The following is a 14472-nucleotide window of genomic DNA, read 5'->3' as shown; positions in this document are numbered from 1 at the left end:
TCTGAAATGATCAGTTGGTCGCGCGGCTTTTCGACAACTGGCCCGCGTCGTGGGTACGCCAAGAGCAGTCTTGCCGTCATGACGAGCCTTCGTCGGCGAGATGGCGAAGTCGTCGAAGACCAAGCCAGCTACCGGCGGCGGCAGAGAAAATCACCATGTGTCGGCGTGCGGGACGCGCGCGAGACGATGTCGAAGCCGGCCCGTTCCAGCATGCCCTCCAGAATCCAGGCGTATGTGGAGAATTCCTCCCGAACGTGCGCCTCGAAGTCCGCCCGGGTGAAGCCCTGGCCCTCGGGGCGGCCTGCGGTGTCGATCCACTGCTGCAGATGCTCTGCGGCGTCGGCGGGCGGGAAGCTGAAGATGACGTCCCACAGGTAGAAGGTGCCGCCCGGCCGCAGCATGCCGGCCGCGTTGAGGAGCGCCTGCTGTTTCCAGAAGTCCGGCAGTTGGTGAAGGGCCGACTTGGTGGTCACCACGTCCGCGGGCTCCGCCTCGTGGGCGTAGTCCAAGAACCCGGCCCGGTGCCAATGTGCGCTCGTACCGGCCCGTTCCGCCCTCGCCTGGGCGAAGGCGAGCATCTCCGCCGAGACGTCGATGCCGTGTGCCTCGGCCCCGCGTCGTGCCGCCTGGACCACCAGCGAGCCGGTGCCGCATGCCAGGTCGACCAGGCGGGTGCCGGTGGCAACGCCGAGACGGTCGAGCAGCGCGTCGTCGGCGTCCGGGTCGGTGCCCTGGTTGCGGTCGTAGGCGGCCACCGCAGCCGGGCTGCCCAGGTCGATGCCGACAGGCTCGTACTCGCGGAACAACCATGCGGGCCGTGAACGGGTGGTGTGGCTTCGTGGCATGACCCGTTTGTAGGGTGCGGGCGGATCCACCGGCAAGCGCAACCTCCGCAGCATGGCGTTCCGGAAGGTGAAAGATGCAGGACAACGACCAATACCGGCTCTTCCTCCATCTCGCCTCCACGCTGAGCTTCACCCGGACCGCGGCCGACTGCCACGTCAGCCCCGCCACGTTGTCCCGGACCGTGCAGCGGCTGGAGGCCGCTACCGGGCACCGGCTACTGGACCGGGGCCCGCATGGCGTGGCGCTGACCGAGCACGGACACCGCTTCCGCCGCTTCGCGGCTGAAGCCCTGGAGCTGTGGGACCGCTACTGCGACAACGACCTCAAAGGGGACCAACTCGGCGGCGAGTTACGAGTGTTCGCCTCGGTCACGGCCTGCCAGAGCTTGCTGCCCGACCTGCTCGCACCTCTGCGAGACGCCCATCCCCGGGTGCAGATCTCGGTGCGGACCGGTGACGCCGCCGCCGCCCTCGCGCTCCTCGACGATGGCGAGGCCGACCTGGCCGTCGCGGCCTTGCCCTCCCGGATCCCAGCGACCCTCCTCGCCCGCGCCGTCGCCCGTACCCCCCTCGTCCTCGCCCGAGCCGACCCATCACGATCAAGCGCGCAGCTTCCTGCTCCCGACGAGCCGTTCGTACTCCCCAGGCAGGGCCTGGTCCGAGACATCGCCAACCGGTGGTTCCGCCGCCTCGGCATCACACCCCGCATCGCCGCCGAGGCCGACGGACACGAAGCCCTGCTCACCCTGGTCGCTCTCGGCTACGGCACCGGCATCATCCCCGACCTCGTCCTGCGGCACTGCAGCATCCGGCACCGGCTCCACGTCGCCCCTGTCCCGTCCAGTCCCGGCGAACTCACCATCGGCGTGTGCATCCGGCGCACTGATCTCCACCGTCCCTTGGTCGCCGCCGCGTGGGCAGCCACAGGCCCCGGTCAAGCGCCTCATCCGTTACCGCCGACTCACCAATTCAGGTGACCTCTTACTCACGTTCTCGGGAACGCCTTCCGGACAAGGTGGCCTTGAACTGGCGAGCGAAGAACGGAGAGAACTGGTGATCCGTCACTCGTCACAACGGTTGGTGGACAACTCCTGGTTCCCTTTTCAGATGTGACTCTTCGCCAGGTCAGTACGCCTTTCACGGCAGGCCGGACCCTGTGCATAGTCCCTGGGCGGCCAGGAGGCTCGCAGGACGGAGATCCGGCACACCATGAGAACCGACAGGACGTCCGACGACACGTCGGCCGGCACACTGCCGCAGGCGCAAGGGCAGCCTCGGCCGTCATGGCTGGTGACGCGCGGGCTGCTGCCCGAGCGTGGGCCACGGCGGACGCTGGCGCTGGCGACGTTCATCAGCATGATCGGCAACGGTCTCTTCATGACCGGCGCCGCACTGTTCTACACCCGCTCGGTCGGGCTGTCCGTGACGCAGGTCGGTCTGGCCATGGGGGTGGCGGCCCTGGTGGGCCTGGTGGCAGGGGTGCCGGCGGGGCGGGTGGCCGACCGGCGCGGGTCGCGGGAGATGTACCTGGCGCTCCTGTGCGTGCAGGCCGTGGCCATGGCGGCGCTGGTGCTGGTGCACTCGTTCGGGGCGTTCGTCCTGACCATCTCCCTCACCCAGCTCGCGTCCTCGGCCGGGGCCGCGGTGCGCGGACCGCTGACGCGCGGCTTCGCGGGGCCGAACCCGACGAAGTACCGGTCCTACCTGCGGGCCGCGGGCAATCTGGCCGGAGCGTGCGGTGCGCTCATGGCCGGCGTGGTGGTGCAGCTGGACACGCGAGGCGCGTACGTGGCGCTGGTGCTGGCCGATGCCCTGAGCTTCCTGCTGTGCGCGGCCGTCGTGACTCGGCTGCCGCACCTGCCGCCGGTGCGTGAGCCGGAGCCCGTCTCCGCCTCGGAGACGTCTCCTACCGACCGGTGGGGCGTGCTGAAGAACCACCCGTACATGGCGGTGACCGTCCTGGACTCGGTCATGTCGCTTCAGGGTCATGTTCTGGTGTTCGCGCTGCCGCTGTGGATCGTCGGGCACAGCGAAGCGCCCCAGTGGCTGGTCGGGGTGTGCGCGGTGGTCAATACGCTGATGGTGGTGGCGTTCCAGGTGCGGGCGAGCCGCAGGATCGTCAGCAACGCCTCGGCGGGGCGGGTCGCGGTCCGTTCCGGGATTGCGTTCCTGCTCGGCATGGCGGCGATCGCGGCCGCCGCGGGGATGCCGGGGTGGCTCGCCGCCGTGGTGATCATCGCGGGTGTCGTCGTGCACACGATCGGTGAGCTATGGCACACAGCGGCCTCGTTCGAGCTGAGCTTCGGACTGGCGCCCGCGCATGCCCAGGGCCAGTACTCCGGACTGCACGCCACCGGCGCCGGCGTGGCGAGCTCCCTGGCACCGTCGGTGCTGGCCCTGTTCTGCATCACCTGGGGTGTCCCCGGCTGGCTGGCACTGGGCGCCGTCTTCGTGCTCGCGGGACTGGCCATGCCGTGTGCCGTCCGGTGGGCTGAGCAGGCGCGCGCGGCTCGATAGTTGGCCGGCCGTCTCGTGAGGCGAATCTGCAAAAGATTCTTCGCAAGGGAATCTTTGCAAAGAGTGCTTTGTGGTCTATCGTGCATGTGCATGGCAGAGATTCCCGCGGAGCAGTCCGTCGTCCTGGATGCCAAGGGCCTGCGTGCCCTGGCTCACCCCGTGCGCGTGCAGCTACTTGGTCTGCTGCGGCTCCACGGGCCCGCCACTGCCACGCAGTTGGCTGACCGTCTGGGCCTGAACTCCGGGGCGACCAGCTACCACCTGCGCCAACTCGCCGCGGCTGGCTTCGTGGCTGAGGACGCCGAGAGAGGGAACGCCCGGGAGCGGTGGTGGCGTTCGGTGCACCAGCTGACCCGGTTCAACTCCGAAGACCTCGCAGAGCGGGAGCCCGAGGCGGCGTTGGCGTATCTGCAGTCGGTGCACAACGCGTACACCTTGCGCACCCAGCAAGCGCTCAACGGTCTACAGACGCTGCCGCGGCCGTGGCGGGAGGCGTTCGACATGAGCGACTCCGCCCTGCGACTCACTCCTGCGGAGGCCCGGGAGATGCGGGATGAGATCTGGTCCGTGATCGACCGGTATCGGCGGGCGTCGGGCGACAAGGAGCCCGAAGGTGCCGAGCGGGTATGGGTGAACGTCCATGTGCTGCCGGATGTCGACATCGCTGAGCAGGAGGCGGAGAGCTGATGCCGTCCGGGGGGAAAGGGGCGAAAAGTACGGCCGGTCTGGCGCGGTTGCGCCCGCTCGCCGGGATTCTCACGGCGCTGCTGGTCGCGCAGAGCGGCACCAGGATCTCGGCCATCGCCATTCCGTGGTTCGTGCTCGTCACGACCGGCAGTGCCACGCAGACCGGTCTGGTCGCGTTCTGCGAGATGGGCCCCTATGTGGTGATCAAGGCATTCACCGGGCCGCTGGTCGATCGGGTCGGGCCGCGCCGGGTCTCCTGGGTCGCGGATGTCGTCAGCGCGGCTGCCGCCTTGCTGATCCCTCTGCTGCACGCCGAAGACGTGCTGTCGTTCGGGGCGCTGTTGGCGCTGGTCGCGGTGATAGGCGCTGTCCGTAGCCCCGGGGATCTGGCGAAGGATGTCATGATCCCAGAGGCGGCGGAGCGCAGCCAGGTGCCGCTGGAGCGGGCGACCGGGCTGGAGGGCGTGGTCGAGCGGTTGTCCGGGACGGTGGGGCCCGCCGCCGGGGGCGTTCTGGTGGGGCTGGTAGGTCCGATGGCCGGGTTGGGAGTCAACGCCGCCTGCTTCGCGCTGGGTTCGTTGGTCATCGCCGTGGCGTTGCCGCGCGGCATGGGACGACCGTACGGGCGCGCTGCGCAGGAAGGAGGGGGCGATGGTGATACGGAGGGCGGTTACTGGCACAGCTTCCGACAGGGCTTCGCGTTTCTGCGCGGGGAGCCGCTGCTGCTGACGCTCTGCGCGATGATCGGCGTCACGAATCTGCTGGACGCCGCATGTGTGGCCGTGTTCGTGCCTGTGTGGGCCAAGGAGTCCGGCCACGGACCTGCCACGGTCGGACTGGTGTGGGCGACGTTCGGCATCGCGGCGACGGCCGGCAGCCTCGTTGCCGCAGCGGTTGCGCACCGATTGCGGCGTCGGCCGGTGTTCTTCCTCGGCTGGCTCGTCACCGGGGCGCCGCGGTTCCTCATCCTCGCGTCGGGGGCGCCGCTGTGGGTCGTGGCGGCGGTCATAGGCATCGGCGGTCTTGGGGGCGGCTTCATCAACCCGATCATCGGGGCGGTCACGTATGAACGGATCCCGCCGGAGATGGTGGGTAGGGTCCGAGGTATCGGGCAGGCCCTCACCTGGGCTGGGATTCCGCTGGGCGGCTTGCTCGGCGGCGCCGCGGTGGCAGGCGTGGGTCTCGGACCAGTGCTGGTGGCTACGGGTGTTGTGTACTTCCTCACGACCAATCTCGCAGGTCTGCGCCCGGAATGGCGTGAGATGGACCACCACCGCGGCAAGGGACGAGCCGGGCCGGTCCGTCCAGCCACCCCGGCAGACGCTACCCGATCGGCCTCGTAAAACCCGTTGATCTGGTCTGGTCACCTGCTGATGATTTGTGGTCAAGTGACCTTCTGCATGCAGGACACGATGTGCTCAAGGACGAGGGTGAGGCCCTCGCCGGAGCGTCGCGTCGCCAGCAATTCCGCCAAGCAGCACGAGGTTTCCATCCGATGGGAGCCGCGTACGACTCGGTGACCGACCCCGGCGCGCCCGAATCGCTGGTCACGCGGGCGATTGACGATCTGGGCGACTTGACATCTTCGTACACAACGCGGGAATTCTGCGGCCGGGCTATTTCGAGGATCTCACGGACGATCAGATCGACCTGGTTCTGCAGACGCACCTGCGCGCGGCGTTCTCGCTCACGCAGCCGATCTGGACCCAGATGAAGAAGCGCGGCTACGGCCGGATCGTCCTCACCAGCTCGAGCTCTGGCATGTTCTCCCACCAGGGACTCAGCAACTACGCCGCGGCGAAGTTAGGACTCTACGGCCTGACGAAGGCGCTGGCCTTCGAGGGAGCGCCGCACGGCATCAAGGTCAACGCGGTCCTGCCGTTCGCAGACTCAGGGCGCTTCGCCCGCGTCTTCGTGGGTGTCGCCGACGGCTGGCTGGCGCAGGACCCTGCCGCCGTCACAGCCGAGGCCATCGCCGAACACTTCGACGAGATCCGGGTTGTCCTCCTTCAGCGTCCCCATGTAACTGTTCGAAGAGATCGCAGATGTGCAGCGCCGGTTGAAGGGCTGACTCCTCCAGCGGATCGCGCCCCCAGGCCTCACAGGTCCATGCACGCTGCGCGGACCGCGCGCCTCGCGCGCCGACGCCCGTAGCACCAGGGAGGGGTGTGGATCGAAAGTGGTTGGTTGTGACTCTGTGCCCTGTGCTTCCATGCCGGAGTGAACATCGAGAACTCCGGCACTGCTGTGGAAAGGCCAGGCCAGTGGGTCCGGCCGAGAACTGATGGCGATCTCGAGACGTGCGTGCGGGTTCTCGAGGAAGTCCATCGATGTGACGGTTACCCGGTGAACTGGCCCGACCAGCCTGATGAGTGGCTGTCGCACGCCTCCCTGTTGGGAGCCTGGGTCGCTGAACTCGACGACCATCTCGTTGGCCATGTCAGTTTGTCCCGCAGCCGTGAAGGAGATCTGGCCCCCGGCTTGTGGAGCGAGCGGAACGGGACGAGCAAAGCCCTGACTGCGGTGGTCAGCCGACTGTTCGTTGCCCCGCAGGCCAGGGGACAGGGGATTGGCGCACTGCTGATCGGGCATGCCGTGGAGGAAGCACGACGTCGTGGCCTGCATCCGGTGCTCGACGTCGTGGCATCCGATACCGCCGCGGCAGCCCTGTATGAGCGGTTGGGCTGGAAGCTGATGGCCGCGGTCGAGCAACGATGGAGCCCGTCTCAGCTGGTGACCATCCGCTGCTACGCGGCGGCACCGTGATGTGGCTGCCGGCGCCGATGGGCCCCCTTACCCTCCGAAGCCGTGGCCGGGGAGGGGCGGCCGGGTCCAGTGCGGAGGCGGCCAGGGAGTCAACGGCATAGAGCGTGTCTCTTTGATGGGTTGGTCAGTTGATCGGACATGCCAGTCCGGTTAGTGATCACTGATGCGATGTGGGGCCGGATCGAGCCGCTGATGCCGGCCGATCCGGTCCGTGGGCGACGGTGGGCCGACCACCGCCGGACCGTTGAGGGCATTGCGTGGAAGTACCGCACGTGCTCACTACTGGCGAGACCTGCCCAGCGAGCTCGGGTCCTTCAGACAGCTCACAAGCGCTGATCAGATGGGCCGTGGACGGCACGTGGGAATGCATCCTTGCCGCGGTCCTTACAGTAGGCCCGTCAGAAATTGGAGTACGAGGCTGGTCCCAGACATGACGATCCATAGGAAACCGCCGAGGAGTATGGGGCGTGGGCCTGTGCGACGCAGGCCCGACAGGTCGGTGGAGAGTCCGATCGCAGACAGCGCCATGGTGATGAGGAACACGGACACCTCACTCAGGATGGGGTGCGCTCCGGAGGGGATCAGGCCGACGGTGTTGACCGCCGCCATCAGCAGAAAACCCACGAGAAACCATGGCACAAGGGCCCGTACGCGGACGCGTTTTGTGTCGTTGGCTTCCGTGCTCCTACGGCGGGCGCGACGCCGCACGAGGGCGGCCAGTATCAGGCAGACAGGGATGATCAGCAGCGTGCGTGTGAGTTTGACGACGACGGCGTAGTCGCCCGCCGCGTCGCCGTATGTGGTGGCAGCGGCTACCACTGACGACATGTCGTTCACGGCTGTACCGGCGAACAGGCCGAAAGCGTGCTGGCTGAGGCCCAGGAGGTGGCCGACCAGGGGGAAGAAGAGCACAGCGGCGATGTTGAAGATGAAGATGGTGGAGACGGCGTAGGCGACTTCGGCACCGCCCACACCGATGACCGGGGTGACTGCGGCGATCGCGGATGCGCCACAGATGCTCGTACCTACTCCGATGAGCGTTGTCAGGCCACCCGAGACCCTCAGCCAGTGCCCGAACAGGAAGGCTGCCGACAGACACACTGCGAGTGTGCCGACAAGGACGGGCAGTGACTGCGATCCCACCTGCACGATCTGCCGGAGGGACAGTTGGGTGCCCAGCATTACGACGGATACCTGCAATACCGTCTTGCTTGCGGTGGTGATGCCGGGACGAAGCCTGTCCCCGTGTTTGATCACGGTGGCCAGGACGGCGCCGATGACGATGCCCGATACCGCCCCACCCACGACAGGCGCCAGTTTGCCGATGACCGTGGCCATTGCCGCGACGGCGAGCGACACAGCCAATCCCGGTACACGCGATGCCGGGCCCTTGGACAACTCGGGTGCACACGGCATGCCCTGCTCGGCTCGCAAAGGCTGGAGGGGAGGCTCTTCACTCATGTACTTGACTCTGATGCCTCGCTGACCTGGGCTGTAGCCCCCGGCTGGCGATCAGGTCATAGCCCAACGTTATGACTGATGAGTGGCCATGCCGTAGCGTTGGGATATGACTCGGGTACCGGATCTGGATTCGCTGAAGCTGCTCGTGCTGGTGGGGAAACTCGGCAGCCTGGGCGCTGCGGCGGCACAGCTCGGTGTTTCTCAACCCGCCGCCAGCAAGCGGTTGTCCACCCTGGAGCGAGGTTTGGGGCTGGTGCTGCTCGAAAGGTCGCGACGCGGATCTCAGCTCACGGATGCCGGGCAGATGGTGGTGGGCTGGTCGCAGCGAGTGCTCGACGACCTGGAGGAGCTGCTGACAGGAGCTGAGGCGCTGCGTACCCGGCGTGACGCAGAACTGCGCGTGGCGGCGAGCATGACCATCGCGGAGTACCTGGCACCAGGGTGGATCGGGCAACTGCGCAGGCAGCGGCCCGAGTTGTATGTGGGACTCCAGGTGACCAACAGCGAGCACGTCCCGGCGCTGGTGCGTTCTGGTGCGGCAGACATCGGTTTCATCGAATCTCCGCGCGCGCCGGCCGGACTCGCCACCCGCCAAGTGGCCAGCGACCGTCTGATCGTGGTGGTGGCGGCTGGGCATCCTTGGGCTCGTCGTCGGCGGCCGCTCACCATCGGTGAACTCGCGTCAACGCCTCTGGTGGTGCGGGAAAGCGGTTCGGGGACGAGGGAGACCCTGGACGAGGCGCTGTCTCACGTGGGGGTCGGCATGGCCAAGCCATTGCTCGAACTCGGCTCGGCCACTGCGGTGCGCAGCGCGGTCATCGCCGCCACCGGACCGGCTGTGATCAGCGAACTTGCGGTACGCACGGATATCGCCGACGGCAGGCTGATTGCCGTGAGAGTGGACGGTCTGGAGCTCAGCCGGGCTCTACGAGCGGTCTGGCCGAGCGGTCGCAAGCTGGTCGGGCCGGCGGCGGAACTGTTGGCGGTGGCGAGGCGCCGCTGATGAGCTGCCGTCTGCGCGGGCACATCAGCGGTGCCACTCGGGCTGTCGGTCTAGGAGCCCCAGAGCGCGTGGCACCCGCGCATGTGCTGAGCAAGGCGACCTCGGTCTCGACGTGGTGCCAGTTGGGCAGTCGCCCGTCGGTTCCAGGGGGAGAACAAGATGGCTGTTGACACAGGAGTCCCCGAATCCCAGCGGCCATCACTCAGCCGAGCGGACCGCCTCGGCGTAGGGTGGCGGCGTGCTGGGCGTATGCATGACAATCCTGAGCATGACCATGCGACGCAAAGGCAGTAAACCCGCCGACGACGACAACGTCGGTTGGATCACGGACAAGTTGCGCGATGGCACCCTCATCCGCATGAAGGTCTACCCGGAGCGCATCGACCGGCTCTCCGACGACCACGGGGCCATCCTCACCGAGGAGGCACGTGACCGGGGGATGACGTTGCTTGAGTACGTCGGATGGGTGGGCAGGATGCCCAAGGCGGAGCTGCACGTGTACCGGGACCGGGTCCGGTCGGGCAGTGGCGGGCCGCGCTTGGCCGCAGTGTATGACGCGTGGTTGTCCGCACGGATGGCGGTGCAGGAAGTCCAGACGCTGCAGAGAGGCTGGGCGCCCGGGGAGCCGGACAGGTGGGTGTAACAGGAGGTTCCAGCTTGCCCAGGGAGCTGTCGTCAAACCCCATTTGCAGCCATCAACTCACCCTGCGGTGACATCCGGATGTCCTGGTGGCCGACGAGGGAGCCATTGTCAAGATATGTGGATCGGGCCAGGCTGACGCGGTTTGGTGGACATCCTGATCTTGATGTCGTTCTCGCCGTGACGAGTGACTTCGTGCAGGCCCAGTCGCCGGTAGAGGGCCTGGGCCCGCTGGTTGACGACGAGGACGTCCAAGGCGAGGTCCCGGCCCTGCCGGCGGGCTTGGCGCAAGAGGCTGCGGATGAGCCGGCTGCCGATGCCGCATCCCTGGTAGTTGGGGTGGAGCTCGATCCGCCCCAGGTAGATCTCTGTCGGCTGGTGCTCGACGTGGAGCATGCCCGCATCGGCGCCGTCGACGGTGATGATCTGCCAGCGGCCGGGGCTGAACACGCGGGCGTGGAAATCGCGTTGGATCTTCTCGTCCCAGCCCCAGATGGCCGTGACGTAGGCGCCCATGGCGGCTTTGTGCAGCTGGAAGCAGTACTCGCTGTCCGCGGAGGTGGCCGGCCGCAGGCCGATGGCCGTCATGCCGCTCGCTCCGTGGGCCGTTCGATCAGCGGGCCGCCTTCGAAGCGCGCTCCGGCGCGGACGAGGGTAACGAGGTGGGGTGCGTTCACGGCCCGCCACCGCTGCTGGGTAGACACGACGAGATTGAAGACCATGGCCGGGGCGGCGGTGCGGGAGCCGGCGCCGCGGGTGACCTTGGTCCGCAGCCGGACGGTCGAGAAGGTCGACTCGATAGCTTTTGTGGTCCGCAGGTGGATCCAGCGCTCGGTCATACCGACTTCTCCTGTACGGGTAGTGGTGGGGCATGGCGGACGGCCGGGCTGGCGGTGGCGATAACCGCGGTAACGAGCATCACCGCGCTGAGCACGCATACAGAGCCAGTTGGGCCAAGGGCGGTGAGCAGGTAGCCGGCACTGAGGGAAGCGAGGGGCATGACACCCGAGGACAGGGTCATGGCCGCGCTCGTGACACGCGCCAGTAGCTCGTTGGGGACCAGGACGGTCGCGTAGGTGATGATCACGACGTTCCACAGCGGTCCGATGAACGCGCAGGCAGCACCGATGGCTCCGATCGCCGGGGGCTGGACGCGAGCGCGAACAGGGGCAGAAGCGCAGCCCAGATCCAGTTGACTCCGACGATGACCGTGGCCTCGCCAGCGATCAGATCGGGGCGTCATCAGTCAGCGAAGGCACGGCGCACGGACGCAGGACCATGAGCGAGCCTTCCAAGGTCGCCACCATGGCAAAGCGGAACCGGTCGAGTTCAAGACAGAGCGCAACGTCATCAGGATGGACTCCTTGACGCACCCCGTCCGCCAGCTCGGCGGCAGCTCGCGACCCGGCAGCACGGCGGAGGAACTCGGCAGCATCCGTCCCAGCCTCGGTGGTTCTCCGAGCGATGTATTGAGCGCACGCCAGATCTTCATCGGCCCGCCCATCCTCGCCAGTGACCACGAACGTGACACTGTCACTCTTGCGCCTCCGCAAGAGCCGAGCCGTTGCCTCCGCGACCACGAAGCTGGCGCACAGCACCAGGGATGCCCCCTTCGCCGCGAGCGCGCCGACCGTCCCTGCCGTGGTCTTCTGCACAACGGTCCGTCCGCCGAGATCAATAGACCGCAACTGGCCCGGCGAGTTGACGGCGTCGAACCCGGGCGCGGGCGGACCGTCTTTGAGCGCCACCCAATCCGGGTGGCGAGCCTTGAGCGCCAAGGCTTCGTCCAGCGACTCAGCAAGAACGATCTTCTCCGCCCCCTGAGCAAAGGCCCAGGCGGCCACGGTGAAAGCACGCATGACGTCGACTACGACCGCCACGGACGGGGCTTCGACCAGCTCCGCGATGCCAAGGAAACGAGCGTTCATCCCGATCATGATCGCGTATGCCGGACCAGAAGCACCCGGAGAGTGATGCGCATCACATCAACGGCCTCGGAATGCAGCACCTCCGGCCTGCTACGTCGCGAAAGTAGTCCGCAACGGCACGCCTGCTCAATCGCCACACGAGGTCAACCGCACACGGCCTCTGCGGGCACAAGCCGCACCCTGACTTGGTTCATCATCCGCCGTCCCGGCGGGGTCGTCCCCGGCGCCATCCAATACCGTCACCACAGCATGCAGATGTTTGAGGGCCATGCCGATCACCAACACTCCCGGCCCGCCATCTGGCACAACCACCAGACCGGCGCACCCGCCACCAGGTCGCTGATCGCCCTCGACCACTGATCACATCGGACTGACTCGTCTAGCCGACACTCTTCGGGTAGCGCACGAAGAGGATCCCGTGGACCTCGCCGTGCGGGGCGCTGTAGAAGTGCGGCGCGTCGGCCTTCCAGTGGGCGTGGGCGTGGGCGCCTGCGCCCGCCGTCTGCGGTGCGTCCGGCAGGCCCACGACCGCGATCCCCGACAGCACCATCAGGCTCTCGGTGGTGTGCGGGACGTGGGCGGCGGACTCCTGGGTCGCACCAGCGGCGATCGTGACGCGGAAGACGTCGGTGGCCGCCTCCGCGTCCTCGTACCGTTCGAGCAGGACCGCGGTGACGGCGCTGCCGGAGACGCCGCCCGCGCCCGCCGCGACGGCCGACGGTGGGTCGTCGAGGACGGCGCTGAGTGGACGGCCGAGGGTGGTGGTGAGGGCGTAGAGGGTCTCCAGGGTGGGGTTGCGCAGGCCGCCCTCGAGTTCGGAGAGCGTGCCCTTGCCGACGCCCGAGCGGCGCGCGAGTTCGGACAGCGACAAGCCACTGTCCTGCCGCAACTGTTTGAGTCTGCGGCCCACCTCGTCGTTCAGGCCCATCGCTCCGGTGCTCCTCCTCGGCCCCTGAGAGCTTGTTGACGGGTCGGCACCCGCGTCCTTAGTGTTCCACAAACAGAACGTTCCGTTTATGGAACGATCAGCTCCCAGCCTCCGGAAGTGATGCCCGCATGTCCCCGCTCACCCGCATACGTGACTCCGCCCCGCCCTCGGCCGTCGCGGCGGGGCTGATCGCCGTCACGGTCGGCGTAACGAGTTCGGCGGCGCTCGTGTTCACCGCGGCGCGGGCCGCCGGGGCGGACGCGCGGGAGATCTCGTCGTGGATGCTGGCGCTCGGCGTCGGGCTGGCCGTCACCTGTGTCGGCCTGTCGCTCCGCTTCCGGGCGCCGGTGATGACCGCCTGGTCGACGCCGGGTGCGGCGCTGCTCGCCACCAGCCTGAGCGGGGTGACCATGGCGCAGGCCGTGGGGGCGTTTGTCTTCAGTGCCGTGCTGATTCTGGTGAGCGGCCTGACGGGGTGGTTCGCCCGGGTCATGGACCGCATTCCGGTGCCGCTCGCGTCGGCGCTGCTGGCCGGGGTGCTGCTGCAGTTCGGCACGGGGCTCTTCGCGCAGTTGGACGGCAGCTTCGCGATCGCGTTCCCGGTGTTCGTGCTCTTTCTGCTGGCGCGTCGGCTGCTGCCGCGGTACGCGGTCCTGGTCGCGCTCGCCGGTGGGGTCGTGGCCTCCGTCGTCACCGGTGGCTGGCACCTCGAGAAGATCCAACTATCGCTCGCCGAGCCGGTTTTCACCGCTCCGGCCTTCGACTGGAAAGTGCTGGTCAGTGTCGGCGTGCCGCTGTTCGTGGTCACCATGGCCTCGCAGAATCTGCCGGGGGTCGCGGTGCTGCGCGGCTCGGGGTACGAGGTGCCGGTCTCGCCGCTGCTGACCTGGACGGGGGCCGCGCAGGCGGTACTCGCGCCGTTCGGGGCGTTCGGCCTCAACCTGGCTGCCATCACGGCCGCGATCTGTACGGGCGAGGAGGCGCACCCGGACCGCGAGCGCCGCTATCTCGCCGCCGTCTGGGCAGGCGTCTTCTACCTCTGCGTGGGCCTGCTCGGCGCGACCGTCGCCTCGCTGCTGACCGCGATGCCGCACGCGCTCGTGCTCGCGATCGCCGGGGTCGGCCTGCTCGCCACGATCGAGTCGTCGCTGTCCACGGCCCTGTCCGACCCGCAGGCGCGTGAGGCGGCGGTCGTGACGTTCCTCGCGACGGCGTCCGGTGTGACGCTGCTCGGGATCGGGTCGGCGTTCTGGGGGCTGCTCGCGGGGGTGCTGACGAGCGTGATCGCGTCGGCGCGGCGGCGCAGGGCCACCCCGGAGCCGGCACAGGTGGCTGTCGGCACACCGCCGCGGACCGCCGCGTGAACTCCGACCACGCCGCGACCGCGCCTCCCGATGAACGACCTGGGCAACAGGACTACAGAAGCCCGGCCGCCTCGTAGCCGGCACCTGATGGGAAGACCGGGTCGATGCCGTACTCGCCCAGCCGGAACATCGACTCCGCCCGGTTCAGCCCCAATGCCCGGGTACAGATGAGGACTTCGCCCGGCCCCGGCGTCGGGTCGGGGATCTCCTCCAGGCGCAGGACCTCGGGTCCGCCGGTCTAGGTGTATTGATCACGAGCGTTGTTAACGGTCGCTGGGCTTGATCATGGCGAAGACCTCCGGTGTGGTGGAGCTGTCTAGGACTACACCGCAC

General features: G+C 67.9%; 15 protein-coding genes and 3 pseudogenes. 10 read left to right on the top strand and 8 right to left on the bottom strand.

The features are described from left to right. Positions 1–128: 128 nt before the first annotated feature. Positions 129–845 carry a class I SAM-dependent methyltransferase gene (locus ACWD4J_RS40940; RefSeq protein WP_451400636.1) on the bottom strand — a complete coding sequence of 239 codons (717 nt, stop codon included), beginning with the start codon at positions 843–845 and terminating at the stop codon, positions 129–131. 74 nt (positions 846–919) lie between these two features. On the opposite strand from ACWD4J_RS40940, the gene ilvY reads away from it, so the two are divergent. From ilvY to ACWD4J_RS40915, 5 genes and pseudogenes are all read left to right on the top strand, one after another. Further along, entirely contained in the window at positions 920–1822 is a 903-nt protein-coding gene (ilvY, locus tag ACWD4J_RS40935; RefSeq protein ID WP_451400635.1) for an HTH-type transcriptional activator IlvY, read from the top strand. 232 nt (positions 1823–2054) lie between these two features. After that, positions 2055–3362 (top strand): MFS transporter, encoded by a 1308-nt coding sequence (locus tag ACWD4J_RS40930; RefSeq protein ID WP_451400634.1) that lies wholly within the window; start codon positions 2055–2057, stop codon positions 3360–3362. Positions 3363–3452: 90 nt separating this feature from the next. Continuing rightward, the gene (locus ACWD4J_RS40925; protein ID WP_451400633.1) at positions 3453–4049 is read left to right on the top strand and encodes an ArsR/SmtB family transcription factor; all 597 of its coding nucleotides are present in this window, start codon (positions 3453–3455) and stop codon (positions 4047–4049) included. Then, complete coding sequence (locus ACWD4J_RS40920) at positions 4049–5392, top strand: MFS transporter (protein ID WP_451400632.1); 1344 nt, start codon at positions 4049–4051, stop codon at positions 5390–5392. The genes ACWD4J_RS40925 and ACWD4J_RS40920 overlap by 1 nt, the downstream gene beginning before the upstream one ends. Before the next feature lie 235 nt (positions 5393–5627). Beyond that, positions 5628–5921, top strand: a pseudogene (locus ACWD4J_RS40915) (SDR family NAD(P)-dependent oxidoreductase); the annotation flags it as partial. Between the two features lie 18 nt (positions 5922–5939). Here the strand turns inward: ACWD4J_RS40915 and ACWD4J_RS40910 are convergent. Next, positions 5940–6071, bottom strand: a complete 132-nt coding sequence (locus ACWD4J_RS40910) for a hypothetical protein (protein ID WP_451400631.1) — start codon at positions 6069–6071, stop codon at positions 5940–5942. A gap of 282 nt (positions 6072–6353) precedes the next feature. Between ACWD4J_RS40910 and ACWD4J_RS40905 the strand changes: the two genes are divergently transcribed. Next, positions 6354–6815, top strand: a complete 462-nt coding sequence (locus ACWD4J_RS40905) for a GNAT family N-acetyltransferase (protein ID WP_451400659.1) — start codon at positions 6354–6356, stop codon at positions 6813–6815. 138 nt (positions 6816–6953) lie between these two features. Then, positions 6954–7240, top strand: a pseudogene (locus ACWD4J_RS40900) (transposase); the annotation flags it as partial. Here ACWD4J_RS40900 and ACWD4J_RS40895 read toward each other — a convergent pair. Beyond that, on the bottom strand, positions 7200–8276 hold the full coding sequence (locus tag ACWD4J_RS40895) for a YeiH family protein (RefSeq protein ID WP_451400630.1): 1077 nt from the start codon (positions 8274–8276) through the stop codon (positions 7200–7202). The pseudogene ACWD4J_RS40900 and the gene ACWD4J_RS40895 sit on opposite strands and share 41 nt — an antisense overlap. Positions 8277–8382: 106 nt before the next feature. Between ACWD4J_RS40895 and ACWD4J_RS40890 the strand changes: the two genes are divergently transcribed. Further along, the gene (locus tag ACWD4J_RS40890; RefSeq protein ID WP_451400629.1) at positions 8383–9279 is read left to right on the top strand and encodes a LysR family transcriptional regulator; all 897 of its coding nucleotides are present in this window, start codon (positions 8383–8385) and stop codon (positions 9277–9279) included. Between the two features lie 268 nt (positions 9280–9547). After that, positions 9548–9922: a hypothetical protein gene (locus ACWD4J_RS40885; protein WP_451400628.1), complete on the top strand. Its 375-nt coding sequence runs from the start codon at positions 9548–9550 to the stop codon at positions 9920–9922. Positions 9923–10030: 108 nt separating this feature from the next. On the opposite strand, the gene ACWD4J_RS40880 is transcribed toward ACWD4J_RS40885, so the two are convergent. The 5 genes and pseudogenes from ACWD4J_RS40880 to ACWD4J_RS40860 form a co-directional block, all read right to left on the bottom strand. Further along, entirely contained in the window at positions 10031–10507 is a 477-nt protein-coding gene (locus tag ACWD4J_RS40880; protein WP_451400627.1) for a GNAT family N-acetyltransferase, read from the bottom strand. After that, positions 10504–10752, bottom strand: a pseudogene (locus tag ACWD4J_RS40875) (IS256 family transposase); the annotation flags it as partial. The pseudogene ACWD4J_RS40875 and the gene ACWD4J_RS40880, both read right to left, overlap by 4 nt. A 2-nt stretch (positions 10753–10754) precedes the next feature. Beyond that, on the bottom strand, positions 10755–11006 hold the full coding sequence (locus ACWD4J_RS40870; protein WP_451400626.1) for a hypothetical protein: 252 nt from the start codon (positions 11004–11006) through the stop codon (positions 10755–10757). A gap of 139 nt (positions 11007–11145) precedes the next feature. Continuing rightward, positions 11146–11847, bottom strand: a complete 702-nt coding sequence (locus ACWD4J_RS40865) for a 2-phosphosulfolactate phosphatase (protein WP_451400625.1) — start codon at positions 11845–11847, stop codon at positions 11146–11148. A gap of 379 nt (positions 11848–12226) precedes the next feature. Then, positions 12227–12775: a helix-turn-helix domain-containing protein gene (locus tag ACWD4J_RS40860; protein WP_451400624.1), complete on the bottom strand. Its 549-nt coding sequence runs from the start codon at positions 12773–12775 to the stop codon at positions 12227–12229. Positions 12776–12903: 128 nt separating this feature from the next. Here ACWD4J_RS40860 and ACWD4J_RS40855 point away from each other — a divergent pair, with 128 nt between their 5' ends. After that, positions 12904–14139 (top strand): benzoate/H(+) symporter BenE family transporter, encoded by a 1236-nt coding sequence (locus ACWD4J_RS40855; RefSeq protein ID WP_451400623.1) that lies wholly within the window; start codon positions 12904–12906, stop codon positions 14137–14139. Positions 14140–14472 lie beyond the last annotated feature (333 nt).

The organism is Streptomyces sp. NPDC002577 (assembly GCF_053594815.1).
This window is presented reverse-complemented; position numbering and strand designations above follow the sequence as displayed.

Coding starts and splice junctions, on each gene's coding strand:
- ACWD4J_RS40940 (WP_451400636.1), bottom strand. CDS start 845: ATGCCACGAAGCCACACCACCCGTTCACGGCCCGCATGGTTGTTCCGC.
- ilvY (WP_451400635.1), top strand. CDS start 920: ATGCAGGACAACGACCAATACCGGCTCTTCCTCCATCTCGCCTCCACG.
- ACWD4J_RS40930 (WP_451400634.1), top strand. CDS start 2,055: ATGAGAACCGACAGGACGTCCGACGACACGTCGGCCGGCACACTGCCG.
- ACWD4J_RS40925 (WP_451400633.1), top strand. CDS start 3,453: ATGGCAGAGATTCCCGCGGAGCAGTCCGTCGTCCTGGATGCCAAGGGC.
- ACWD4J_RS40920 (WP_451400632.1), top strand. CDS start 4,049: ATGCCGTCCGGGGGGAAAGGGGCGAAAAGTACGGCCGGTCTGGCGCGG.
- ACWD4J_RS40910 (WP_451400631.1), bottom strand. CDS start 6,071: ATGGGGACGCTGAAGGAGGACAACCCGGATCTCGTCGAAGTGTTCGGC.
- ACWD4J_RS40895 (WP_451400630.1), bottom strand. CDS start 8,276: ATGAGTGAAGAGCCTCCCCTCCAGCCTTTGCGAGCCGAGCAGGGCATG.
- ACWD4J_RS40890 (WP_451400629.1), top strand. CDS start 8,383: ATGACTCGGGTACCGGATCTGGATTCGCTGAAGCTGCTCGTGCTGGTG.
- ACWD4J_RS40885 (WP_451400628.1), top strand. CDS start 9,548: ATGACCATGCGACGCAAAGGCAGTAAACCCGCCGACGACGACAACGTC.
- ACWD4J_RS40880 (WP_451400627.1), bottom strand. CDS start 10,507: ATGACGGCCATCGGCCTGCGGCCGGCCACCTCCGCGGACAGCGAGTAC.
- ACWD4J_RS40865 (WP_451400625.1), bottom strand. CDS start 11,847: ATGAACGCTCGTTTCCTTGGCATCGCGGAGCTGGTCGAAGCCCCGTCC.
- ACWD4J_RS40860 (WP_451400624.1), bottom strand. CDS start 12,775: ATGGGCCTGAACGACGAGGTGGGCCGCAGACTCAAACAGTTGCGGCAG.
- ACWD4J_RS40855 (WP_451400623.1), top strand. CDS start 12,904: ATGTCCCCGCTCACCCGCATACGTGACTCCGCCCCGCCCTCGGCCGTC.